This is a genomic window from Nocardia sp. NPDC060255, from assembly GCF_042727395.1.
Lineage (GTDB): Bacteria > Actinomycetota > Actinomycetes > Mycobacteriales > Mycobacteriaceae > Nocardia.
Genome location: NZ_JBHXAU010000014.1, coordinates 1 through 22747, shown reverse-complemented (window position 1 = coordinate 22747; position 22747 = coordinate 1). Strand labels below are relative to the sequence as shown.

Sequence of the window (22747 nt, the reverse complement as noted above, 5' to 3'; positions counted from 1 at the left end):
TGGTAGGGTCTTCGAAGGTTATCGAGCGGCACCGGACATTCGTCCTCGCAAGCGCTTCGAGGGCAACGGCTTTCACACACTAGGGTGGAGACCATGGCTTTGACCTTGCAAGAGCGTCAAGAGTTCCTCGCGCAGCCGCATATCGCGGCGCTGTCCGTGGCAGGCGGTCCCGGTCGGGGCCCGCTGTCGGTACCCATCTGGTACCAGTACGAGCCCGGCGGCGAGCCCTGGGTGACGACCGGGGGCGACTCGCGGAAGATCCGGTTGATCAAAGAGTCCGGGCGGTTCACATTGCTGGTGCAGCGCAGCGAACCGACCACTCGGTACGTCTCAGTCGAGGGTTCGGTCTCCAGGATCGTTCCGCTGACCGATGAACTGCATGTGGAGATGGTCGAGCGCTATCTGAGCGGCGATGCCGTCGACCGTTACCTGAAGCAGGCGGCGAACTTCGGCGATCAGGTCGCGGTGTACCTGCGGCCCGAGCACTGGCTGTCGGCGGACCTCGGCAGCGCCTAGCGCGAACGGGCTCAGTACTTCCCCTGTAGGTATTCGACGAGGTGCTGCTTCTCGGTGGCCAGCTCGGAGATCGCGCTCTTCACCACGTCGCCGATGCTGACGATGCCGATCAGCCTGCTCTGATCGACCACGGGTAGGTGCCGAATCCGGTGCTCGGTCATGGTGTTTCGGAGCCCGTCGACCTCGTCGTCGGGCGCACAGGTGCGCACGTCGGTGGTCATGATCTCCGATACCGGCGTGTCGAGTAGTTCGGCACCGCGCGCGTGCAGGTTGCGCACCACGTCGCGTTCGGAGATTATCCCTACGATCCCTTCGCCGTCACGTGACACGACAACCGCACCGATATTGTGTTCGGCGAGTGTGGCCAGGAGGCTTCGAATTGTCGTGTCGGGTGCGATCGTTGCGACGTCGCTCCCTTTTCTGCGCAAGATCTCGGCTATTCGCATACTGTCACCCATCCAGTGTCCGCGGCAGTTTCAGGATCGCAAGGTTCTGCCCCGGTGGCTAGTGCCTGCTCATAGGCGACGGGTGACGCTGTTGTCCAGATCGCGGGCGAGCAGGGCGATGGCCGCCTGCGAAATCCCGGCCGAGGTGGCCAGGTCGATACTGGTGAGCTGCGCGATCCTGCGCAACCGGTAGTCGACGGTGTTCGGGTGCACATACAGCTGACGTGCGGTGAGCTGGCGGTTCATATCGTTGCCGAGGTACGCGCGCATGGTTTCGAAGAGTTCGGCGTGCGCTTCGAGCGGGTCGAGGATGGTGGCGATCCGCCGGGTCGCCGGGCCGCCGCGGGTCAGTTGATATTCCACCGCCAGGTCGGCCATCTGATAGAGGCCAGGGGGCTTGGCACCCACCCGCACCAGATTGAGCAATTCGTGTGCCTGATCGGCGGATTCGGGGACCTCGTCGGTGCCGCTCGCGACAACCGTCGCGGTGAGCGGCACCTCGGCGGCCTCGGCCAGCAGGGCCAGCGTCTCGGCGGTCATGGTGGCCGCACCGCTGTCGCCCGCCGGGATGAGCATCGTGCCGCCCTTGGTGCTGAGCAGTGCGAGCGCGCGCGAGGCGAAGACGGTGGCCAGCGCGGATTGCAGCCTGCGTAGCTTGCGGCGGGCCGCGACATGCGCGTCGACCCGCGCATCGCGCTCGTCCGGATGCTCCGAAAGCGACAGCGCCACTACCTGATACGCGTCGGCGATCGGGATGCCCGCCTGCCTGGCCAGCGCCGAACTGCCCCGTCCGCTCAGCAGCGCGGAGGCGAGGGTTTGCGCGGCGGTCTGGTGTTCCTTGGCGACCAGATGCTGTTCGTCGACGTAGGCGTCGGCCACCGCGGCGGTGACGGCCTCCAGCAGTTCCAGCATGAGATCGGTGGCGACCAGCAGTTCGTCCACATCGTCGGCCCTGGCGGGCGCGGTGACCAGACCGAACGCGATGCGAACGCCCTCGTGGTAGCCGCGCAGAATTGTGCTGAGCGGCACGCCTTCTCGGGCCCACTGGGCGGCGGCCTCGCGCACCTCGCCGAATTGTTCGTCACCCGGCACGGTGCGCCGGTCGAACATTTCGGCGACCAGACCCAGGCAGCTGCGGGTGAGTTTGGTGACGTCACCGCGTATTTGTTCGCCGGGCAGGGAGCGGCACGGTGCCATGCAGGTGGCGAAATATCCCACCATCCGCGAGGCCACCCGGTCGGTGTTCTGCAGGGGCACCGAAGCCGGCTGGCCACCGATTTCGAGCGCCGTGTCGGACGAATCGGCGGGAAGATGCAGCGCGGAGAAGGTCATTCGGGTCGCTCCATTGCCACGTCGGGCGTAATAGAACTGTGCCCGAATCGTTCGGCTCACTATACGAAAGGGTCCTTCGCCGGGGAACTTATCGGCGAGATCCATTGGGAGCCTACGGCATTATGAGGTGGCCGGATCGTGACATCCCACTGTCTCGGGACATCGACGCGCGACTGCGTTATGCTGCGTAGAATGTTCGGTCGGTTCGAACAATGTTCGGTTCGGACTCGAACATCGATTGTGTGCCAAGGGATTCGAACGACTACTCGTCGTCGAGACCGGCGGAGAGATAGGCGGCCGCGGCCAGCCATTGCCGACACTGCGGGCCATGCACCTCGTGGGCGGACAGGATGTCGCGCGCCAGCCGGTAGGTGAGGCCGGGTGGTTCGACACCGCAGTCGGAAACCTGGACCGGAGCGGGACATTGCCGCAAAGTCTCGACGCCGGTGCCGATGACGGCAACCCGGCGGGGAGTCCGGAATGGCTGGCTCATTCGACCGCCCCTCGCGTGTGGCGTGTGGGGAAGTTGCTGTGTAGGCGCCGCCGGCTCGAATCTCCCTGCGTACCTCCCCGATATGGGTCCGAGTCTATGCCGCTGTCGCTTACAGATGCAAGTACATCTGCACTAACGGCCACGATGAATTCGAGCCGAAATCCTGACAAACGGCGGTCATTCGCGGCCGCCGTCGTCGTCCCCGATCCGGCTACGGCTTGCGAGCTACCGCGCAGTAGGCAGAGATCGGCCTGGTCAGGGCCTTTTCCGTAGTGTCGGTTCGCCACTGGGTGATCGAAACGAAGCCTGGCTCAACGAGTTCCAGTCCGTCGAAGATTTCGCGGATTTGTTCCTTGGGCCGCGGCAGATACGGCGCGCCGCCGGTTCCGGTGTAGTTGTCGCAGAGCTTCACATAGTCGGCGCTGTCGTCGGTGCCATCCCACCCGGCGAGGTAGCTGCCGGATGGCACGGCGGCCAGGACGGTCTGCACGATGCGCGACACATCGTCATGCGACGCGGCGTGGCCGAGTACCCCCATGAACATGACGCCGATCGGCTGGTCGAAGTCCAGCACGTGCCGCGCGTCGGCGACGATGCGCTCGGGATCGTTGATGTCGGCCTCTATATAGGCGGTCACGCCTGACCTGGTGGAGCTGGTCGGCAGGGCGCTGGATCGGACGAGCACCATCGGATCGTTGTCTATGTAAACGACTTTCGACTCGGCGGCGATCTCCTGGGCGACCTCGTGGGTGTTCTGCACGGTCGGCAGGCCGGTGCCGATGTCGAGGAACTGCCGCAGTCCCGCGTCGCCGGCCAGGTAGCGGACCGCGCGGATCAGGAACTGCCGCGATTGCACGGCCATGGTGACGATCTCGGGGTCGATCTCGATGCCCGCGTCGCCGGCGATCCGGTCGATTTCGTAATAGTCGTTGCCACCCATCCAGTAGTTCCAGACGCGCGCCGAGTGTGGGATGTCGGTGCGGATCACGGGGCTGTTGTCCTCGTCTGGCATGGGGTTCGGCTCCTCGGGAACGCCGGTGCCGGCGGGTGTTGCCGGTGCGCACCGGGGTGCTGTCGCGAATGACTGATACATCCGATCTGCTTTGCGACAGTACAAGATTCACCTTTCCTGGACAGTCGCCCGCACCGTCCTGACCAGTCGGTTCGTTGTGCGAAACGTGAGTGCCTCAGACCTCGGACCGGATGGTCCGAATTAGTAGAGGCATAGCGGCGAACTTCGTGCTATCGTCCAAACTGTTGGTGCAGATGCAAGAACGTTTGAGCGTGCAGATGCACGAACTGTTTGATCCAACACTGGCGTAACCGAGGAGTGGGGAAAATGTCGGATACATCCATCAACAAGATCACTGGCTCATGGCGCAAGAGCACATACAGCAACCCGAGCGGCAACTGCGTCGAAGTCGCCGAGGCGACCAACGGCCAGGTAGCCATGCGGAACTCCCGAGATCCCGAAGGCGGGGTGCTCTTCTACACCCGTCCCGAAATCGATGCGTTCGTTCGCGGCGCGAAGGCGGGGGAGTTCGACTATCTGACGAGTTGAGCGGTAACATTGGCGATCGGTGCGGTGTGTTTCGCGACAGGTGGTTGTGACACACTGTGGGCAACCCCCGAGTATCGGAGACGAACTCAATGATCGCTGAACCCGACGACGATGGTCAGGTGCATCCCGTTGTCGCGGAACGTGGTCCGACAGTGCTACGCATCGCACTCGGCGGCCAGTTGCGCAGGCTACGAGAAGCCAAAGGAATCACCCGAGAGGCGGCGGGCGACGCCATTCGTGGTTCGCACGCCAAGATCAGTCGTCTCGAGTTGGGCCGCACCGGTTTCAAGGATCGCGATATCCGGGACCTGCTGTCGCTATATGGCGTCACCGACGCCGAGGAGCGCGAGCGGTTCCTCGATCTGGCCAGGCAGGCGAACGAGCCGGGCTGGTGGCATCGCTACAGCGATCTGCTGCCGCAATGGTTCGGCACCTACCTCGGTCTCGAACAGGCAGCGAGCAAGATTCGCACCTACGAAGCGCATCTTGTTCCCGGACTACTGCAAACCCCCGAATACGCCAGGGCAGTAGTGGCGCTCGGGTACGAGGACGCCGACACCGATCGGCGGGTCCAGGTACGTCAACGCAGGCAAGAGATTCTGCATCGCTCGGATCCGCCGATCGTGTGGGCGGTTATCGACGAGGCCGCATTGCATCGGCCGGTCGGCGGGCCCCGGGTGCACCGCGAGCAGATGGAGCACCTGATCCAGCTCGCCGAACTGCCGACGGTCACCGTTCAGGTGTTGCCGTACTCGTCGGGTGAACACGCCGCCGCGGGTAGCTCATTCAGCATTTTGCGCTTCGCTGAGTCCGAGCTGCCGGACATCGTGTATCTCGAACATCTGACCAGTGCACTGTATCTGGACCGGCGCCAAGACCTCGCGCTGTACCTGTCGGTCATGGACCGGCTCAGCGTGCAGGCCGAGCGGCCGGAGAAGTCGGTGGAGATCCTCCGGAAGTACGCCGAGGGATACGGTAGCTGATCGCCCGCTAGGGGATCATTTTGTGAAGCGCGTCAGCACGGACAAACCAGAACGCCACGTGTCACGAAGTCGGCCGTGGTGGTCTGGTTCGAGTGCTGTTCGGCGCCGGACGGGCCGAGGTGGCCCGGCCGCTGTGCGCGATTCTGCGCCACGTAGCTATTCGTTGGGAACACTGGGTGATTCGGTGCCCGTTACGCGACCCTGTGCGCGATCAGCCGTCAGGAATGGGCTGTTGCGTGCCACGGCTCCGCCGCTCGCCGGCGTGATGAGTGCGTGTGGTCCAGGGCAATTCAGTGGGGGACTTCGACACGAATGCGGGCCTGGTGATTCCATGGCGTCGGCCGATTTGCCGCGGGCGCGGGGCAATTCACCGGTGGTGCAGGATGATTCACTGCGGGCACGGGATAACTCAGCAGGGGCGCAGTGTAATTCGGCGCGAACGGCGCGCCATACAGCGCGGGCACGGTGCGATTCAGCGTGGGCGCGGTGCGATGCATTGCGAGCGTCTCGAAATTCGGCACGGGCGTCTCGGAAATTTGCACGAGTGCCGCGCAATGTGAAACGTATGCAATGCAATTCGATATGGGCGCCTAGTAATTCGTTATGGGCGCTGGCTGATTCGCCGCGGGCGCATCAGCAGGCGGCGCGCGCGCCGTCTGCTGGCTCGATCCGACTCCGCGCCCAATTGCCTTGTGCCGCAAACCCTGCGCCTGAGGGTAGATCATCGCCGGTGGAGCAGGTTGGCTCAGCGCTTGCGGTACAAGGCAATTCGACGTCCGCCGGACATCGGGATGCCCGGAAGTCTTACAGCCGGATGAAGCTGGAGGCTATCCGCCAGAACGTCGACGGCTGCATGGTGTGGAAGTCCCAATCGTCGACCACATCGTGCGCCGTGGTGACGATCCGATCGATATCGAAATCGTGCCGAGTGGCCGCACCTTTGGACTCGACGGCATCGATGACGAACGCGACGGCGGTTTCCCGCGAGTACGCGGTGGTCCTTTGGCCGCTCCGGGCCGTTGGTGTGCTCATTTTTGTACCGTTCGCTGGCTGGTCGACCAGTGCGGCGGCGGCTATTCCGAGCCGAGCGCCGGAAAGTGGTTGGTTCATTCGAACGCCCCTGACGTTTGGCGGCGGCGGACCCACGGCGACTGCGGCCTTCGGCTCGACCATCCGGCCTCCCCTGGTTGTCCCCTGTAAAGCGTTGCGGGACTGAGTTTAGGTCGCTGCACCTTTCATATGCAAGTACATCTGCACGATCGATTTGCAAGCGCACGTGCGGGTTCGGGCGTCTGATTGTTTGCTGACACGGTGTAGCAATAAGACGATCAGTTGGCAAAAAGGACGTCTGTGCTGTAGTGAATCTGGGTTCCGGGTTCCACGTACTTGTCGGCGGCGGCCCGCATCGCCAGAAAATGTTCGGTGAAGCGGTGCGCCTCGGCCGCCTCGTCATCGGTATATAGCTGGTAGAGGAAGAATCGATGCGGGTCGAGGCGGTCGGCACAGACATCGAAGCGTAGACAACCCGGCTCGTCTCGCAACGACGACACGGCGCTGCGCGAGATGGCGTCGAGGAAGTCGGCGCGCGATCCCTCCCGGATCTTCATGGATACGATGCGGCTGAACAAGGTTGCTCACTCCTAACGAGAAGGTGAACTTCAATCGGCAACGGGGGCAGCGCCATCCGAAATCGCGCCGTCGGCGAGCGCCGCCACCGCCCGGTCGATCGCCGTGTCGCCGGTGACGAGTTCGAGTGTCGCGCCCGCGGTGTGAGTCGCGGGGAGTAGTTCGGCGAGCACGGCGGCCACGTCGGCGCGCGAGATGTCGCCGCGCGGAACCGGCGGTGTGCCCAGCGTGACCAGGCCGGTACCCGCGGTATCGACCAGTCGGCCCGGCCGCAGGATCGTCCAATCCAGTGCGCGCTTGCGCAAGTCGTCTTCGGCCTGTGTCTTGGCATCGAGGTAGGCGGCCCAGATGTCGTCGCTCCCGGGTGCGGGCGGTTGACCGGCGCCCATCGTGGAGATCTGTACGAAACGCCGCACTCCCGCCCGCTCGGCGGTGTCGGCCAGCCGGACAGAGCCGTCCCGGTCGACAGTGTACTTGCGTTCGGCAGTACTACCCGGTCCCGCGCCCGCCGCGAAAACCACTGCGTCCGAACCGCGCACGGCGGCGAGCAGGTCCGCCGCGTCGGCGTGTTCGAGATCGAGCACGGCGGGTTCGGCACCGGCGGCGGTCACGTCGGCGGCGTGCGCCGGATTGCGGATGAGCGACACCACCTGGTCGCCGCGGCGGGTGAGCAGTTCGGCGAGCAGCAGTGCGATCTTTCCGTGTCCGCCTGCGATGACAGTGCGCATGGGTCGGTCCTTCCGATCGGGGGTGGGCCGGGACTCAGCGTTCGGGGCCACCCGGGTTGCAGCGCGCTTCGACGGTGGCCTGGTAGCCGACCGCCGGACGCCAGGGTTCCAGATTCCAACTCGGTTTGTCCGGTTCGACCAGCCGCGCCCAGGTCCAATGACACAGGAACTGGTCGCGCATGCCGGGGGTGTCCGCGTCCGGTGTTTGGGTGAGCACCTCCTGCCAGGCGCGTTCGTCGGTGCCGGGAAAGGTGGTCTGCCGTCCGGCGGGTGTGGGGTAGACGAGCAGCCGCGGGCCGTCGACGGCCTCGGTCCAGTCGGTGTGGTCGATGAGCGGCAGGCCGGCGAAGGGGTCGACGGCGGGTGCCGGGGTGGTCGATGGCGGCGTCGTCGCGGAAATCGTTGTCGTCGCGGGGGATACGGTGGCGGGTCCGCTCGATCCGCAGGCCGTCATCGTCGGCAGCATTGCGGCACAGAGCAGTACGGTCGTCCGGGCTCGGCGTACGACATCGGCCCGCCGCGGGATAGGAGTCGGCCGGTTCGGGTGTCCCACTCCGGCTCCTTTCGCGTCGTGCTCGGGCCGCCGGCGATCCGGCCCTGTCCGTCGAGCCTAGCGACCGCCCGGTACCTTTGACAGCTTTCGGGCCCGCGACCAAGCCTAGCCATACCTCGGTGACGGCCGCCGAAACGTGCTGCCCGCCCCGCGTAGGCCACTGAATGTGGTGGCTTGCCCCGGCATGTCCGGGTGGGGATAGTCGGTCGATGATGTGTACACGGATCATGGCAGGGGCGGCCGGGGTCGTGATCTCGGTGGGTGTCGCGCTCGCGCCACCGGCGGTGGCCGGCTCGGGTGAGGCACCGGGGACGGTGACGAATCAGGTGGAATTGACGGGGCGTTTCCGGGTGGACGGTGCGGCGACCGCGCAGCGGCTGACCTACTGGTCGCGTGGTCCACGCGGGCCGATGCAGAGCACCGGCGCGGTGTACGTGCCGCCGGGTCCGCCGCCGGCGGGTGGCTGGCCGATCGTCGCGTACGCGCACGGCACCACCGGCATCGCCGATCAGTGCGCGTTCACCACCGAACCCCGCGTGTACTACCTGGATTCGCTGTACCCGGAGCTGCTGCGAGCCGGGTACGCGGTGGTGATCTCGGATTACGTCGGGCTCGGCACGCCGGGCACACATCCTTATCTGGACGGACCGTCGGAAGCGCGCAGCGTGATCGACGGCGTCCGGGCGGCACGGGCGATCGCGCCGGAGCTCGGCACCCGATGGGCGGTGCTCGGCCAGTCGCAGGGCGCGCAAGCGGCGTTGTTCACCGCGCACCTCGGGCCCGCCGACGCGCCGGAACTCCAGCTGCGCGGTGCGGCGGCCACCGGTCCGCCGTCGAATCTGGACCTGCTGCTCCCGCTGGGCGGACCGTGGATTCCGCGGCTGCCGCTGGAGAAGACCCCCGCCTACGTCGCCATGCTGCTGGCCGGATTGCGGGCCAGCGCACCGGAACTCGATGTGGACAGCTACCTGACGCCGACCGGTGCGGCGGCGCTGCGGGTAGTGGAGACGGAGTGCATCACCGAGGCCAACGCCCGGCTGGCCGAGGTGCCGATCGGCGAGATGCTGGCCAAGCCGCTGAACGATCCGGCGCTGACGTCGGCCGCCGCCGCGATGATGCGAATTCCGACCGCCGGGTACACGATTCCGCTCTTCGTCGGTCAGGGCCTGACCGACATGGAGGTCCCGCCGCCGTTGACCGCGAAACTGCTTGCCGAGCTGAGCGCGTCGGGCACCGATCTCGAAACCCACCTCTATCCAGGCGATCACCTCGGCGCGGCGCGGGCGGCGCTGCCCGACGCCGTGGCCTTCCTGCGTCGCGTGCTGGATCCGGTGTAGCAAGCTGGAAATGCACGCGCTGCCAACTGGCGTGCGGTGCTGACGCGCAGAATGTGCTGAAACGTGGCGATTTTCGCCGCACGTCCGACGAAATCCGCTCAGTGCCAGAGCGATCGGCAGGGGAGTCGGCGCAATCCCGGACGCAGCATGCCGTCCACCGTGACGGTGAGCCCGGCGTGCACGGCGGCGGAGGTGAATTCCCAAGCCTCCGTGCTGCTTGCCGCGTACTCCAGGATCATCGCGTCGTCGGGAGTCGGGCCGTCGAAGTAGACGGTCACGCGTCGCGTCGGCACCTCGTCGATATTTTCGCGGTAAGCGAGTTTGCGCGCAGTGCCGTCCATGCCACCGTCTCCTTCCGGGCCGGGCGCGGCAACCGCGCCGGTAGTTGTGAAGGTAAGGCCGCGCCATGGGTCGCGACATGGTCCGTCTCGTTGGCTGGACATGTCACAGGACGTGGTCGCGGCGGTGGGGCCGTGTCACGAGCGAATGCGGATATCCGTCACAGACTGGTCGCTCCACACTTGTGAGATCTCAACATGATCGCTTCGCTATCTGCCTTTCGATGCCGAAATTGTCGAGGATGAGTCACAACGTTGGACCATTCGAGAGGCACCTATCGATGAGTCAGGCCCTACGTTCGATGGGCAGGGGAGCGACCCGCACACGATTGGCTCGCGCGTTCGGCGCGATGGCGGCCGGGCTGGTGCTCGTCGCCACGATGGCCGGACCGGGCCATACCGCCCCCCTGTACCCAGCACCGGACCCAGACCCCTTCTATGCGACACCGGCCGATATCGCGGACAAGAAGCCGGGCGATGTCCTCGCGACCCGGGTGATGCCGCCGCTGATGATCTTCCCGGACACCACGGTCACCGTGATCCGCTTCCGCTCCACCAGTTCCGAGAACCAGCCGATCGCGGCGACCACCACCGCGCTCACCCCGAAGGTGCGCGCCAAGGACGGTCCGCTGCTGTCCTTCCAGCACATCATCAACGGCCTCGGCGCCGAATGCTCGGTCTCCAAGGTCCTCTACACCGGTGACCCGAACCTGATCGTCCGCGAGGCGCCGGGCTGGAATGTGCTGCTGCAGCGTGGCTGGACCGTCGCACTGCCCGATCATCTCGGACCGAACTTCGCTTACGGCGCCGCGAAACTCGGCGGCCAGATCACCCTCGACGGTATCCGTGCGGTCAAGCAGGTGGCCGAGTTGCAGGTGCAGCAGAGCAAGGTGGCGATGGTCGGCTACTCCGGCGGCGGTATGGCCACCGCGTGGGCCGCGGCGCTGCAACCGAAGTACGCGCCGGAGTTGGATATCGCGGGCGCGGCGATGGGCGGCGTGCCGATGAACCTGGTGAAGATGCTGGAGTCGCTCGGCCTCGGCTCGCACCCGGTGTTCGGGCTGGCGCTGGCCGCGGGGCTCGGCCTGGAACGCGAATATCCCGACCGCTTTCCGCTCAGCGATCAGCTGAACGATCGTGGTCTCGCGGCCCGGGCGCAGATGGCCAACAGCTGCACCAACGACATTCTCTCGGCGGGCGCGGGGCACGGCGCGCTGGACTTCGCGAAGACGACGTCGATGATCAACGACAACACCGCCCGCGGCGTAGTGGAGGAGAACAGCCTGGAGCTCTACGACGGCGTCCCGAAAACGCCGGTGTTCGAATGGCATTCGCCGATCGACGGGTTGATCCCGGTGGATGCCGTGGTGAACACCGACAAGCGCTGGTGCACCGCAGGCGCGAAGGTGCAGACCGAACAGATCCCGGTGCCCGATCACCTCACCGCAGCGGTGCTCGGCATTCCGGACGCGTTGAACTGGCTCGACGCCCGATTCCGCGGAGACCCGGCGCCCAGCAACTGCTGAATATCTGGCGACTGCCGAGCCGAGCCGTTTCGAGAGACGCGGCGTTCGGCTCGGTTGTTGCGGTTCGGCCACGTGTCACACACAACTCGGTCGCGTCAGCGCGGAGTTGCGCGCCGCACGGGTTAGCCTGACTGTCTGGTACAACAGGGGGCATTTTCGGGGGCGAAAGCCGCATCTTCCTGGGTGCCAGGTGAACCCGACGTCCGCACCCAAAGGCGTGTGCCATGAGATGCTTGCCTGCCATTGCCGTGGCATTGCTGATCGTCTGCCCGATGGTGACGGGGCAGGCGGTCGCCGAGCCGCTGCCCGCACCACCCGCGCTGCCGGAACTGCCCGCGCTGCCGCAATTTCCGGGTCTTTTCCCGCCGCCGCCGGGCGGCGGTTCGCTGCTGGCCGGGGTGCAGCAGCTGATCGATCAGGTGATTCCACCGCCGCCGATCGCGCCCGCCCAGACGGAGCCGTCGCCGGTGTGGGAGGCGACGAGTGTGACGCCGCCGCTGGTCGCGCTGCGCGATGCCGCGCTGCCCGGAAACGTCGGTGATCCGATCTTCGATGCCTGGCCGGCGAACCTGGCGGACTACGCCGAGGGGCAGGTCATAGAGTCACGTGACATTACGGCGACCACCGCGCCACTCATGCTGCTGCCGATCCAACGCGCGCAGCTGCTGAAATTCCGGACCACCGACGCGCACGGCGCGCCGTCCTATGCCACTGCGACACTGGTGGTTCCGGCTGCGGCCTGGCCGGGGCCGGGGGAACGGCCGGTCGTGGTGAACAACCTGCCGATCGACGCGCTCGGCCGCACCTGCACTCCTAGTTACACGCTGTCGCACGGCTTCAACGCGGACACCAGCGTCACCGACTTCGTCCCGCCCACCACCTATGTCGCGGCGTTGCGCGGCTACGCGGTGCTCATTCCCGATCACGAGGGCCCGTGGATGGCCTATGCCGAGCCATACGTCGCGGGGCACGCGGTGCTCGACTCGATCCGCGCGGTGCGCGGGCTGCTGCCGGACGAGTTCGGCGCCAGCAAATTCGGCTTGGCCGGTTATTCGGGTGGCGCCATCGCCACGCACGGCGCGGTGAAGCTGATCGACAGTTACGCACCGGAATTGGCGGGCGTGATCGTCGGCGCGGCGCTGGGCGGCGTGCCCGCGGACTACGAGATCCTGTCGCGCAGCATGAACGGCAACCTGGCCTCGGCGGTGTTCATGGCGGCGGTCTTCGGCATCGGCCGGGAGCGCCCGGAAATCCTGGCCCGGATGAACAATCTGGCGCAGTGGGTGGTCACCTCGCCGGCGAAAGACCTGTGCGGCAGCACCTACGGGCTGATCGGGGTGCTGATGCTGCCGATCGATATCGCCGCGAACATCCCCGACCCGCTGCACTCCGCGGTCGCGGACGAGATATTCCGGGTAACCAAAATGGCGGACCTGAAATCGGGTACCCCGCTCTATATCTACAACGGCGAGCAGGAATTCTGGATCCCGGCCGAAGGCGCGCACAATCTTTACCTCGAACAATGCAGGCTCGGGGTGCCCGCGGTCTATCGCAGTGTGCTCGGCGAGCACCTTATCGCGGGCGGGCTCGGCTATCCGGAGGCAATGCTGTGGCTGGATCAACGGCTGCAAGGTGTGCCCGCACCCAATGAGTGCTGACGAATAGCCACCGGCCGGTGTGTCGTCAAGGCTGCTGGATAATCGGTGTTAGCGTTTGCCGCGTTCGTCGCGATCTAAGACGGACGAACCCTTCCCCCCGATGTCGGTTGGGCCAAGTCCGGACCTGCCGCCCCGGCGGTGCGACTCTGCCGCGTTTCGGTATTGTGGGCCGGTCCGGGCGAGCTTGACGCCAGGATTCGCGAAAGAGGCAGATGAACGACATCACGACCACCGCGTCCGAACAGGCAATGGCCTTGGTGGGACGGCACTATCGGATGACCGAGCACTACGAGGTAGGGCGCGAGAAGATCCGGGAATTCGCCCGCGCTGTGCACGAGCGGCATCCAGCACACTGGCACGAGGACGCCGCCGCGGAGCTGGGCTACGACGCGCTGCTGGCGCCGCTGACCTTCACCTCGATCGTGCTGATGTTGATGCAGCGCAACATGTTCGAGTCCGTGCTCAGCGCCTACGACATCGGCCAGGTGCTGCAGACCGAACAGTCGATCCAGGTGCATCGCCCGGTGCTGGCCGGCGATCGGCTGCACTGCGTCTCGTACATCGAGTCGTTCCGGCAGTTCGGCGACAAAGACTTCATGGTGACCAAGAACGTGCTCACCAACCAGCACAAGGAACTGCTGCAGATCGCGACCTCCACCGCGGTCGCGCAGACCGGCGTGGAAATAGCCGCCGACCTGCGGACCGCGGTCGACGGCGTGATCATGAGCGGGCAGTCGACGGCCGATCGCAACGACGCTGCGGCACAGCGGGATTCGCTGGGTGCGGACGCGGGCGTGGTCGAGTGCTTCGACGCACCCGCGCAGGCCGACCCGCTCGACCACCGGCGGACCCCGCGCACCGTGCCGAGCTTCGACGAGCTCGCCGTCGGGATGGAACTGCCGGTGCGTTCGATGCCGCTGTCGCGCGGCGATCTGGTGAATTACGCAGGCGTGTCCGGTGATTCGAATCCGATCCACTTCAGCGATGTGGTCGCGCGCAGCGCGGGCCTGCCCGACGTGGTCTCGCACGGGCTGCTCACCATGGGCCTCGGTGCTGGTTATCTGACCTCGTGGCTGGGCGATCCCGCCGCCGTCGCGAGTTACGGCGTGCGGTTCGCCGGTTTCGCGCCGGTCGCGGCGACCAAGGCGAGTGAGATCGAGTTCCGCGGCAAGATCAAGTCGCTCGATCCCGAGCGGCGGATGGCTACCGTCGCGCTCACGGCGACCTGTGACGGCCGGAAGCTGTTCGGCCGCGCGACGGCGGACGTCGCGCTGCGCTGAGTTCGCCTATCGCGGCGTCCGAGACGGTGCTTTCGTCGAGATTTCGCGTTCTGGGCGGGCACTGTACCGGCGGTCCGAAACCGGCACAGGGTCTTTGGTCAGTAGAAACAGACAAGCTTCGCATGGCAAACTTTAGGAATGCGTCCCTTGGAGGCTCGACAGTCGGCTGAATCCCCGCTCGCGCGCGGGGTGGGTCCGGCGGGCGGGCCCACCGTATTGCGGATGATGCTCGGCAGCCGCCTGCGCAAACTTCGCGAGAACTGCGGGATGAGCCGCGAGGATGCGGGCGAGGCGATTCGCGGCTCGCATTCGAAGATCAGCAGGCTCGAGCTGGGCCGCACCGGTTTCCGGGTGCGCGACCTGGTCGATCTGCTCGACCTCTACCAGGTCACCGATCCCACCGAGCGCGAGGAATACCTGGAGCTGGCGCGGCAGGGCAACGAGTCGGGCTGGTGGCATCGCGACAACGACTGGCTGCCCAAGTGGTACGACACCTATCTCGGCCTGGAACAGGCGGCCACCCTGGTCCGCGCCTACGAACCGAGGGCGGTGCCGGAGCTGCTGCAGACTCCGGAATACGCTCGCGCGCTGCTGTCGCTGGCGCATTCGGGTGAGCCGCAGCCCTCGATCGAGCGGCGGGTCGCGCTGCGGATGCGCCGCCAAGCGATCCTCGACCGCCCGAATCCGCCGCAGCTGTGGGTGGTCGTCGAGGAGGCGGCGCTGTCGCGGCCGATCGGCGGCTCCACCGTGTGGAACGAGCAGATCGATCACCTGTTGCGGGTGGTCGACAAGAAGAACGTGATCGTTCAGGTGCTCGCCGACCACGTCGGTGGGCCCGCGCTCGCCGACGGCGCGTTCACCATCCTGCGTTTCGCCGAGGCCGACCTGCCCGACATCGTCTACCTGCAGCAGCTCACCAGCGCGCTGTATCTGGACAAGCAGGCCGACCTCGACGCGTATCGCGCTGTGGCGAACCAGCTTTCGGTGCATGCCGCGCCGCCGGAGTACACCGTCTCGCTGCTGAAAGCGCTGCGCCGGCGCCAACCGCCGATCCTCGATCAGCCGTCCAACATCCGCAGGGCCTGACCCTGCCGGTACGCCACCATGATTCGGCTCGGCCGAATTGGGCATGTCGATATACGAGACGAATGCTCGCATCGCGCTGAGTGCGGACCTATCTGGCTCTGAGTGACCCCGACGCGGGCGAAAACTGGGCGCGAAGTATTGTCCCAATGGGACAATAAGGTGGTAAACTGACGACATGAGCGACGATGGTGTCGATCTCGATGGCCGCCGGCTGCGCACCAGGCGCAGCCGGGAAGCGTTGTCGCGCGCCGCCTTCGACCTGCTCACCGAACGCGGGTTCGGCGCGGTGGCGGTCGAGGACATCGCGGTGCGGGCCGGAGTCACCCGGCGCACCTTCAGTCGCCATTTCACGTCCATCGCGGAGGCCGTCCTCGGCGATGTCGACCAGGACGTCCACCTGTTCAACGAGGCGCTGTGCCGCCGGCCGCCGCACGAATCGCCCCTGCTCGCGTACCGCAACGCCGTCCACGATTGGTTCGAGGTCGAATACGGCGGCGAACGCGCCACGCTGCTGGCCCGGCGGTGGACGCTGTTCCAGCGTTTCGAGGACGAACCCGAGCTTTTCGCCGGATATCAGCGCATCCGCATCGAAGGTCAGCGAGAATCAGTGCGGATCATTGCCGCCCGGCTCGACGTCGACCCGGAGCTGGACCTGCGCCCCGCCACCGCGGTGGCCGCGGGCGCGGGCCTGCTCATCTCCGCGTTGCAAACCTGGGCCGCCGGCGACGATCCGAGCGCCCTGCCCGACCTCATCGAGGATTATTTCGCCACACTCGTCGCACTCACCACCGAGTTCCGGACCGAGGAGTCACCGTCATGACCACAGGGTCGGTGAATATGTATCGCAGGACCTGCCGCCGCGTCGGGCTGGATCGAAACCCGATGCGCCGCAGAGAAGATCGCGTGCAGACCATGGTCGCCGCGACGCTGGCGCTGGTGTTCCTGATCATCGTGCCGGTACTGGTGCTCGTGGTCGGTGTTCGCGTCTACCACACGGAAACCGCTGTGGTGCAAGCGAAGACGGCGCAGCTGCACCAGGTCGCCGCGACCGTGATCGAGACCGGGAAGGCGCCGCTGTACGCGCCGATCATGCCGACCAAGGTGCAGTGGAAGGATGCCGACGGCGTCGCGCACACCGAGGACTATCAATCCACCACCGTCGTGCAACCCGGTCAGGCCGTGACCATTTGGCTCAACGGCGCCGACAAGATCGTCGAGCCGCCGTCGGCGACCCAGGCGCTCAGCAAGGCGGTGCTGCTCACCTCCGGCGCCCTGTTCGGCGTGCTGCTCGCGGTGGTGGCCTGCTACTTCGTGCTGCGCCGCAGCCTCGACCGCAAGCGCCTGCGGATGTGGGAAATGGAATGGGCCACAGCGGATCTGCGCTGGGGCAGCCACAGCTGATCGAGAGTGCGACGCGCCCGCCGACGAGGGTAGGGTTCAGGTCCGGCGGGCACGTCGCGTGCCAGGGTCGCGGCGAACGACGGCCGGGCACGTGCTCGACGTTAAGCCATCCGGCCCGAAGTCGTTGGGCAAGAACATGATCACCGGACAGACCACGATCGGGACCCGGCTGCGTTGTGACCCGACACAACCGGGTCGCGCGATTACACCGGCAGCAGGCTGTGCTTGCGCGGATTCGGCTTGGCGATGTCCTTCTCCCGCAGCAACCGCAACGCCTTACGGATCTCCAGCCGCGTCTGCGCCGGCTCGATGACCGCGTCGATGTAGCCGCGTTCGGCGGCGATCCACGGGGTCGCCATGGTGGCGTTGTAGAAATCGATCATCTGCTGCCGCACCGCGGCGCGCTGGTCGACCGGGGCGGCCTCGAGCTGCTTGCGGCCGACGATGCCGACCATGCTCTCGGCGCCCATCACCGCGATGCGGGCGGTCGGCCAGGCCAGGCTGATATCGGCGCCGAGCTGCTTGCAGCCCATCACCGCGTAGCCGCCGCCGTAGGCCTTGCGGGTCACGATCGTCACCATCGGCACGGTCGCCTCGATCACCGCGCGGAAGAAACGCCCGCCGCGCTTGATGACGCCGTTGCGCTCTTCCTCGATACCCGGCAGCACGCCGGGGGTATCGACCACGAAGATGATGGGCAGGCCGTAGGCGTCGCAGAGCCGGATGAAGTGTGTCGCCTTGTCCGAGGCCTGCGCGTCCAGCGCGCCGCCGAGCGCCTGCGGCTGATTCGCGACGACGCCGACACTGCGGCCGTCGACCCTGGCGAAGCCGGTGATCAGATTCTGTGCGGTGCCCGCGCCCATCTCGTGGAAGTCGCCGTCGTCGAAGATCCTCAGCAGGATCTCGTGCATGTCGTAGCCGACCTTGTCCGAATCCGGGATGATCGAATTCAGTTCCAGGTCATGGCTGGTCAGCTCCGGTTCCAGGCCGGGGTTCACCACCGGCGGCTGCTCCAGGCAGCTGGACGGCAAGTAGCTCAGGTAGTTGCGCACCCAGTCGAAGGCGGCCTGCTCGTCGGGCGCGACGTGGTGGACCGTGCCGTTGCGGGTGAGTGCGGCGGCGCCACCGAGCTCTTCCGCGCTCACGTCCGCGCCGGTCACCTCCCTGGTGACCTCCGGCCCGGTGACGAACATGTACGACTTCTCGGTGGCGACCAGTACGTCCATGTTGACAGGCCCGTACACCGAACCGGCCGCGCACTTGCCGAGCATCACGGCCACCTGCGGCACATACCCGGACATGTCGCCCTGGCGGCGGCACATCAGCGCGTACCAGGCCAGCGAGGTCACCGCGTCCTGGATGCGGGCGCCGCCGGAGTCGTTGATCGCCACCACCGGGCAGGCATTCTCGTACGCGAACTCCATGGCGGCGGCGACCTTGCGGCCGAACATTTCGCCGACCGAGCCGCCGTGCACGGTCTGGTCGTGCGCGATCACCACGACGGGCCGGTTGTCGATCCGGCCGCGGCCGGTGACCACGCCGTCGCCGTACATGGCGCCGGGTTGCGCCGACTGGCGCATCAGCGCGCCGATCTCGACGAAGCTGCCGGGGTCGAGCAGGGCGCGCACGCGTTCCCGCGCGCTCGGGATGCCTTTTTTCTTGCGCTTCGCGATGCCGACTTCGCCTGCGGGTTCCTCGGCAAGCTCCAGGATGCCCCGCAGCTCTTCCAGCTTCTCTCGCGTTCCGGTCATGTGTGGTGTCTATGCCCTTCGAAAACTCTGCAGCGTCGCCGTATGTGGGGCGCAGCGCTCGATGTTAACCGTGGTGAGAGCTACTGCACAGTTGTTCGTCACATCCCATGGGACTGCTCACAGGTTTGGCCGAGGCGCTAGTGGTCAATGCGACAGCCCGCGCTGCCTGCGAAGGAGCGCGGTGTTTGGGCAACTTACCAGTCGGCGGGCGACGCGCCGAGGACAGCTCCCGAGGATCGCCGAGATGTCTGTTCGGGGGCGGGCGAGTGGCGTTAAGGTGACGTCGACGCAGCGCCGGAATGCGCGGTCGGCGCTGCGTCACAAATAATTTGGGGGGCCGGGGGATCGCGTCGAACTGAAAATCGGTCTGCGCCGGATGCTTCTTTTCCGTCGGAACATTTCTCGTATGGGACGGTTGACGTAACGAAACGCACTCCGAGGCTTGTGATTTCGCCCAACCGATGACGTGATCACTGATGACTTACCCGATTTCGTGATCGTATCCCGATTCGGTCACGATTCGGCGCTAGCCTTTGGCAGTCATGACGGCAATGCGGATGAGTTCGAGTTCCGAGAGTCTGGCGTCGAAACTTCTCGACTACCTGGCGCCACGGGCGGGTAGCGCGCCACCCGGTGACGTCGTGACCACCACGCGGGATTGCGTTGCGGCGGCCGTCGAGTTGCTGGCGCCGCGCAAGCGTTCCCGAGTAGCCGAGCCACCGGAAATCGCCGGTGCCGCAACGCGTTGGGCGCGCGAGGGGGTGTCGCTGGAAACCGTGCTCGCGGCCTATCACGACGAAATTCGCTCCGGCCTGGAATTCGTTGCGGCGCATACCGAAGGCGACGACGCGGTCGCCGGGGCACAGTTGATCTTGCGGGTGCTGGAAATGGTGACGGTGACGTCATCGACCGCCTATGTCGACGAACATCGCCTGGTGGCAAGGGAACACCAGACCGCGGCGCAGACCCTGGTGTCCGCGCTGCTCGGCGGCCATGCGGTCGGCGAACTGGTGAGCGAGACCGGGATCGCCGTGGCGCCGGCGTATCAGGTGGTGGCGCTGAGCATTCCGGCCCATCCCGACGAGCGAAGACCGGGTGCGGGCGCGGCGGCGGCCCGGCGCAAGCTGCGCCGGGTGCAGGCCGCGCTGGCCGATCCGCTCGGCTCGCGCGCGTTGTCGCTGCTGTCCGCGGCGGGTGGCACCGTGCTGGTGCCGTCCGAGGTGCGGCCCGTGCGCATCGGCGCACCCGCGATGACCGCCGAGGTGCTCGCGATGCTGACCGAGGCGGCCGAGGTGCCGCTCACCGCCGTGCTGGCCACCGGCGCCACCGCGCGGATTCCGGAACTCGCCGCCCGCACCCACGACCTGCTCGACCGCATCCGCGCCGCGGGCAGGCCGCCCGGTCTCTATCGGGTGGCCGAGCCGCAGGAGGCGACCGATTGTGATCCGGCCCAGCAGGTTCGGATGCCCGTCGTCACCTCGGCCAATGATCACGAAATCGGTCGCTCGGCGTGAGATTTCCCGCCTAGTGTCGAATTCGCCGCGCCGAGCAAGAGGAGCACGTGTGACCACTGCGCTGACCGATCGCGATATTCTCCGCGAACTCGAACCCGTCGCCGAACGTTTGCTCAACGACCATCTGCGCAAAGCCAAAGCGTGGCAGCCACACGACTATGTGCCGTGGGACGACGGGCGTAATTTCGCCGCGATGGGCGGAATAGATTGGGAGCCCGGTCAATCGAAGCTGACCGAGGTGGCCAGGACGGCGATGGTGACGAACCTGCTCACCGAGGACAATCTGCCGTCCTATCACCGGGAGATCTCGGATTCGTTCTCCCTGGACGGCGTGTGGGGCACCTGGGTCGGTCGCTGGACCGCCGAGGAGAACCGGCATGCCATCGTGATGCGCGATTATTTGGTGGTGACCCGCGCGGTCGATCCGGTGCTGCTGGAACAGGCCAGGATGGCGCATATGACCGCGGGTGTCGCGAAACCGGTGCCGGGGCCACAGTTTCTGCGTTCGGTGAGTTATGTGACGCTGCAGGAATTGGCTACCAGAATCAGTCATCGGAACACCGGAACCGCGTGCGACGAACCCGTCGCCGAGCGTATGCTCCAACGGATCGCCGCCGACGAGAACCTGCACATGATCTTTTATCGCAACCTCAGCTCCGCCGCTCTGGACCTGCTGCCGAACGAGATGCTGCGTGCCATCACCGACATCGTCACGCGCTTCCAGATGCCGGGTCTCACCCAGCCGAACTTCCGCCGCAACGCGGTCGTGCTCGCCAGACACGGCATCTACGACCTACGCCAGCACCTCGATGTAGTGGTCCGGCCGGTGCTGCGAGCGTGGCATGTGTTCGAGCGCAACGACTTATCCGGCGACGGTGAGCGTGCCCGCGACGAGCTCAGCGCCTACCTCGACGAGTTGGCCGAGAAGGCAACCAGATTCGAGGAACAACGAGATCGGGTGGCGGCCAGGCAGGCAGAACGAGCCGCCGCGGCGCGATGAGACTCCGGGGCTCGATCACCGTGGCGGCGATGACCGTAATCGCCGCGACGGTCGCTGTGCCCGCGGTGGCGGACCCGCCCGGCGTGCCGAGTGGGTCGCCGCCCGCCGTCGATCCGGCGATGACGCGGACCGGGCTGATCTCGATCGAGAGCGCGGGCCCGCACCGCGATCACCTGCGGATCGCGTCGGCGGCCATGCGGCGGATCATCGAGGTCGACGTGCTGCGCGGCACCGGCTCGGGACCGCGCCCGACGCTGTATCTGCTCGACGGTGTCGACGGCGAAACCACCTCGGGCTGGCTCAGCAAGGGCGGCGCTGCGGAGTTCTTCGCGGACAAACCGGTCGACGTGGTGCTGACCAGCGGCGGCACCGGCAGCATGTACAGCGACTGGGACCGCCACGACGCCACCCTCGGCCTCAACCGCTGGGAAACCTTCCTCACCGAGGAACTCCCGCCGATCGTGGAATCGCTACTGAAGTCCAGCGGCCGCCGCGCCATCGCCGGCGTCTCGATGGGCGCACAGGCGGCAATGATGCTGGCCCAACGACATCCGGGCCGCTATCGCGCGGTAGCAGGCATGAGCGGCTGCTACTCCACCGCCGACCCCCTCGGCCACGCCGTCACCACGATCACCGTCGCCTCACGCGGCGGCAACGTCGAAAACCTTTGGGGCCCACCAACTTCCCCGGAATGGGCGGAACACGACAGCCTACTCGGTGCAGAAGCCCTGCGCGGCACCGCAATCTACCTCTCCGCCGCCACCGGCGCCCCCACCGGCGCCGACCTGGTCGCCATCGCCCAATCACCGTCGGTCGTCGAAGCACTACGCCTAGCAGGCGGCGGCGCGGCCCTCGAAGCAGGCGCCCGCTCCTGCACCGAACGATTCGCCGCCCGCCTAACCGACCTGAACATCCCCGCCACCCTCGAATACGACCCCGCAGGCATGCACACCTGGCCCGACTTCGAAGCCGAACTCCCCCGAGCCTGGCCGATACTGGCGAAGGCCCTAGAACTCCCGTCACCGAAGTAACCCCCCCACGCGACCAGAAGATCTGCACCCTCACTCGGGACCCGCACTCGCTCTAGGGCCCTAAAGCCAGTGCAACTCCCGAGTCCCAGTGCAGATCCGCCCTACGAACGACGAGCAAGCCCTCCCTGCGTACGCGTTGTGCGCCCGCGCCCGAAATTGCTAGCAATACCGTGCGCGGCTACATAATTCACGCGCGGCGACCACCATTGGATCCTGCGAAGGCCCGGCCGCCGCCTACTCGCGCTTGTCCAAAGCGCTTGGGACGCAACCCCGGCCAGATCACCACGCGAGAACCCGTTCCGTACACCCACTGTGTCAGCCGAACACCGCCTGTACTGGGTGTGAGGCTGACACAGCGGGAGCGCGACGGTAGCTTCACCACCCCCCGGGAGCCGAGATTCGCTGGTTTTCGAGCTCTCGAAACGCCACCACAGCCAGGTGACCACCTCCAGAACGCGACATCACGCACCTGACGCGCACCTAAAGCCGGGGACGGCACACGACGTGCCCAGCACTACTCACAAGAAAACATGGGATCAGGTCTTCAGCTCACTGGACAGGTCATCGCCTGGAGTCCCTAAGAAGCA

23 protein-coding genes are annotated in these 22747 nt (G+C 66.3%); 13 read left to right on the top strand and 10 right to left on the bottom strand.

The features are described 5' to 3' along the window. Positions 1–93 precede the first annotated feature (93 nt). The gene (locus ACFWF1_RS24615) at positions 94–516 is read left to right on the top strand and encodes a pyridoxamine 5'-phosphate oxidase family protein (RefSeq protein WP_379291607.1); all 423 of its coding nucleotides are present in this window, start codon (positions 94–96) and stop codon (positions 514–516) included. 11 nt (positions 517–527) lie between these two features. On the opposite strand, the gene ACFWF1_RS24610 is transcribed toward ACFWF1_RS24615, so the two are convergent. From ACFWF1_RS24610 to ACFWF1_RS24595, 4 genes are all read right to left on the bottom strand, one after another. Next, positions 528–962 (bottom strand): CBS domain-containing protein, encoded by a 435-nt coding sequence (locus tag ACFWF1_RS24610; RefSeq protein WP_379291626.1) that lies wholly within the window; start codon positions 960–962, stop codon positions 528–530. 69 nt (positions 963–1031) lie between these two features. Further along, a complete protein-coding gene (locus ACFWF1_RS24605; protein ID WP_379291609.1) occupies positions 1032–2294 on the bottom strand; it encodes a PucR family transcriptional regulator in 1263 nt (420 codons plus the stop codon). Between the two features lie 262 nt (positions 2295–2556). Next, the gene (locus ACFWF1_RS24600; protein ID WP_357388460.1) at positions 2557–2787 is read right to left on the bottom strand and encodes a hypothetical protein; all 231 of its coding nucleotides are present in this window, start codon (positions 2785–2787) and stop codon (positions 2557–2559) included. Positions 2788–2998: 211 nt separating this feature from the next. Next, positions 2999–3799, bottom strand: a complete 801-nt coding sequence (locus tag ACFWF1_RS24595; protein WP_379291611.1) for an SAM-dependent methyltransferase — start codon at positions 3797–3799, stop codon at positions 2999–3001. Positions 3800–4126: 327 nt separating this feature from the next. Here ACFWF1_RS24595 and ACFWF1_RS24590 point away from each other — a divergent pair, with 327 nt between their 5' ends. Further along, entirely contained in the window at positions 4127–4348 is a 222-nt protein-coding gene (locus ACFWF1_RS24590) for a DUF397 domain-containing protein (RefSeq protein ID WP_357388464.1), read from the top strand. Positions 4349–4437: 89 nt separating this feature from the next. After that, positions 4438–5331, top strand: coding sequence for a helix-turn-helix domain-containing protein (locus tag ACFWF1_RS24585; RefSeq protein ID WP_379291613.1), 894 nt, complete (start codon positions 4438–4440; stop codon positions 5329–5331). Positions 5332–6135: 804 nt separating this feature from the next. Here the strand turns inward: ACFWF1_RS24585 and ACFWF1_RS24580 are convergent. The 4 genes from ACFWF1_RS24580 to ACFWF1_RS24565 all read right to left on the bottom strand — a co-directional run bounded on the left by ACFWF1_RS24580 (position 6136) and on the right by ACFWF1_RS24565 (position 8238). Further along, positions 6136–6363: a hypothetical protein gene (locus ACFWF1_RS24580; protein ID WP_379291615.1), complete on the bottom strand. Its 228-nt coding sequence runs from the start codon at positions 6361–6363 to the stop codon at positions 6136–6138. Between the two features lie 296 nt (positions 6364–6659). Further along, the gene (locus ACFWF1_RS24575) at positions 6660–6938 is read right to left on the bottom strand and encodes a putative quinol monooxygenase (RefSeq protein ID WP_357388470.1); all 279 of its coding nucleotides are present in this window, start codon (positions 6936–6938) and stop codon (positions 6660–6662) included. 51 nt (positions 6939–6989) lie between these two features. Beyond that, positions 6990–7685 carry an SDR family oxidoreductase gene (locus tag ACFWF1_RS24570; RefSeq protein ID WP_379291617.1) on the bottom strand — a complete coding sequence of 232 codons (696 nt, stop codon included), beginning with the start codon at positions 7683–7685 and terminating at the stop codon, positions 6990–6992. A gap of 34 nt (positions 7686–7719) precedes the next feature. Then, on the bottom strand, positions 7720–8238 hold the full coding sequence (locus tag ACFWF1_RS24565) for a DUF2599 domain-containing protein (protein WP_379291619.1): 519 nt from the start codon (positions 8236–8238) through the stop codon (positions 7720–7722). Positions 8239–8450: 212 nt separating this feature from the next. Between ACFWF1_RS24565 and ACFWF1_RS24560 the strand changes: the two genes are divergently transcribed. After that, positions 8451–9575, top strand: a complete 1125-nt coding sequence (locus tag ACFWF1_RS24560) for a lipase family protein (RefSeq protein ID WP_379291628.1) — start codon at positions 8451–8453, stop codon at positions 9573–9575. 98 nt (positions 9576–9673) lie between these two features. On the opposite strand, the gene ACFWF1_RS24555 is transcribed toward ACFWF1_RS24560, so the two are convergent. Next, positions 9674–9916, bottom strand: coding sequence for a hypothetical protein (locus tag ACFWF1_RS24555; RefSeq protein WP_379291621.1), 243 nt, complete (start codon positions 9914–9916; stop codon positions 9674–9676). A gap of 299 nt (positions 9917–10215) precedes the next feature. On the opposite strand from ACFWF1_RS24555, the gene ACFWF1_RS24550 reads away from it, so the two are divergent. The 6 genes from ACFWF1_RS24550 to ACFWF1_RS24525 all read left to right on the top strand — a co-directional run bounded on the left by ACFWF1_RS24550 (position 10216) and on the right by ACFWF1_RS24525 (position 16864). Continuing rightward, positions 10216–11439 (top strand): lipase family protein, encoded by a 1224-nt coding sequence (locus tag ACFWF1_RS24550; protein WP_379291630.1) that lies wholly within the window; start codon positions 10216–10218, stop codon positions 11437–11439. Positions 11440–11663: 224 nt separating this feature from the next. Further along, positions 11664–13097: a lipase family protein gene (locus tag ACFWF1_RS24545; protein ID WP_379322216.1), complete on the top strand. Its 1434-nt coding sequence runs from the start codon at positions 11664–11666 to the stop codon at positions 13095–13097. Positions 13098–13309: 212 nt separating this feature from the next. Further along, positions 13310–14377, top strand: a complete 1068-nt coding sequence (locus ACFWF1_RS24540; RefSeq protein ID WP_379288510.1) for a fused (3R)-hydroxyacyl-ACP dehydratase subunits HadA/HadB — start codon at positions 13310–13312, stop codon at positions 14375–14377. A gap of 138 nt (positions 14378–14515) precedes the next feature. Further along, positions 14516–15463 carry a helix-turn-helix domain-containing protein gene (locus ACFWF1_RS24535; protein WP_379288512.1) on the top strand — a complete coding sequence of 316 codons (948 nt, stop codon included), beginning with the start codon at positions 14516–14518 and terminating at the stop codon, positions 15461–15463. 175 nt (positions 15464–15638) lie between these two features. Beyond that, a complete protein-coding gene (locus tag ACFWF1_RS24530) occupies positions 15639–16283 on the top strand; it encodes a TetR family transcriptional regulator (protein ID WP_379288514.1) in 645 nt (214 codons plus the stop codon). Continuing rightward, complete coding sequence (locus ACFWF1_RS24525; RefSeq protein ID WP_379288516.1) at positions 16280–16864, top strand: hypothetical protein; 585 nt, start codon at positions 16280–16282, stop codon at positions 16862–16864. The genes ACFWF1_RS24530 and ACFWF1_RS24525 overlap by 4 nt, the downstream gene beginning before the upstream one ends. 203 nt (positions 16865–17067) lie before the next feature. Here ACFWF1_RS24525 and ACFWF1_RS24520 read toward each other — a convergent pair whose 3' ends face one another. Then, positions 17068–18615, bottom strand: a complete 1548-nt coding sequence (locus ACFWF1_RS24520) for an acyl-CoA carboxylase subunit beta (protein WP_379288518.1) — start codon at positions 18613–18615, stop codon at positions 17068–17070. A 557-nt stretch (positions 18616–19172) separates the two neighbouring features. Between ACFWF1_RS24520 and ACFWF1_RS24515 the strand changes: the two genes are divergently transcribed. From ACFWF1_RS24515 to ACFWF1_RS24505, 3 genes are read left to right on the top strand one after another with little or no spacing between them, the layout of a single operon-like run. Continuing rightward, complete coding sequence (locus ACFWF1_RS24515) at positions 19173–20129, top strand: transcriptional regulator (protein ID WP_379288520.1); 957 nt, start codon at positions 19173–19175, stop codon at positions 20127–20129. Positions 20130–20178: 49 nt separating this feature from the next. Continuing rightward, positions 20179–21129, top strand: coding sequence for an acyl-ACP desaturase (locus ACFWF1_RS24510; protein ID WP_379288522.1), 951 nt, complete (start codon positions 20179–20181; stop codon positions 21127–21129). Positions 21130–21158: 29 nt separating this feature from the next. Continuing rightward, positions 21159–22160: an alpha/beta hydrolase gene (locus ACFWF1_RS24505; protein ID WP_379288524.1), complete on the top strand. Its 1002-nt coding sequence runs from the start codon at positions 21159–21161 to the stop codon at positions 22158–22160. Positions 22161–22747 lie beyond the last annotated feature (587 nt).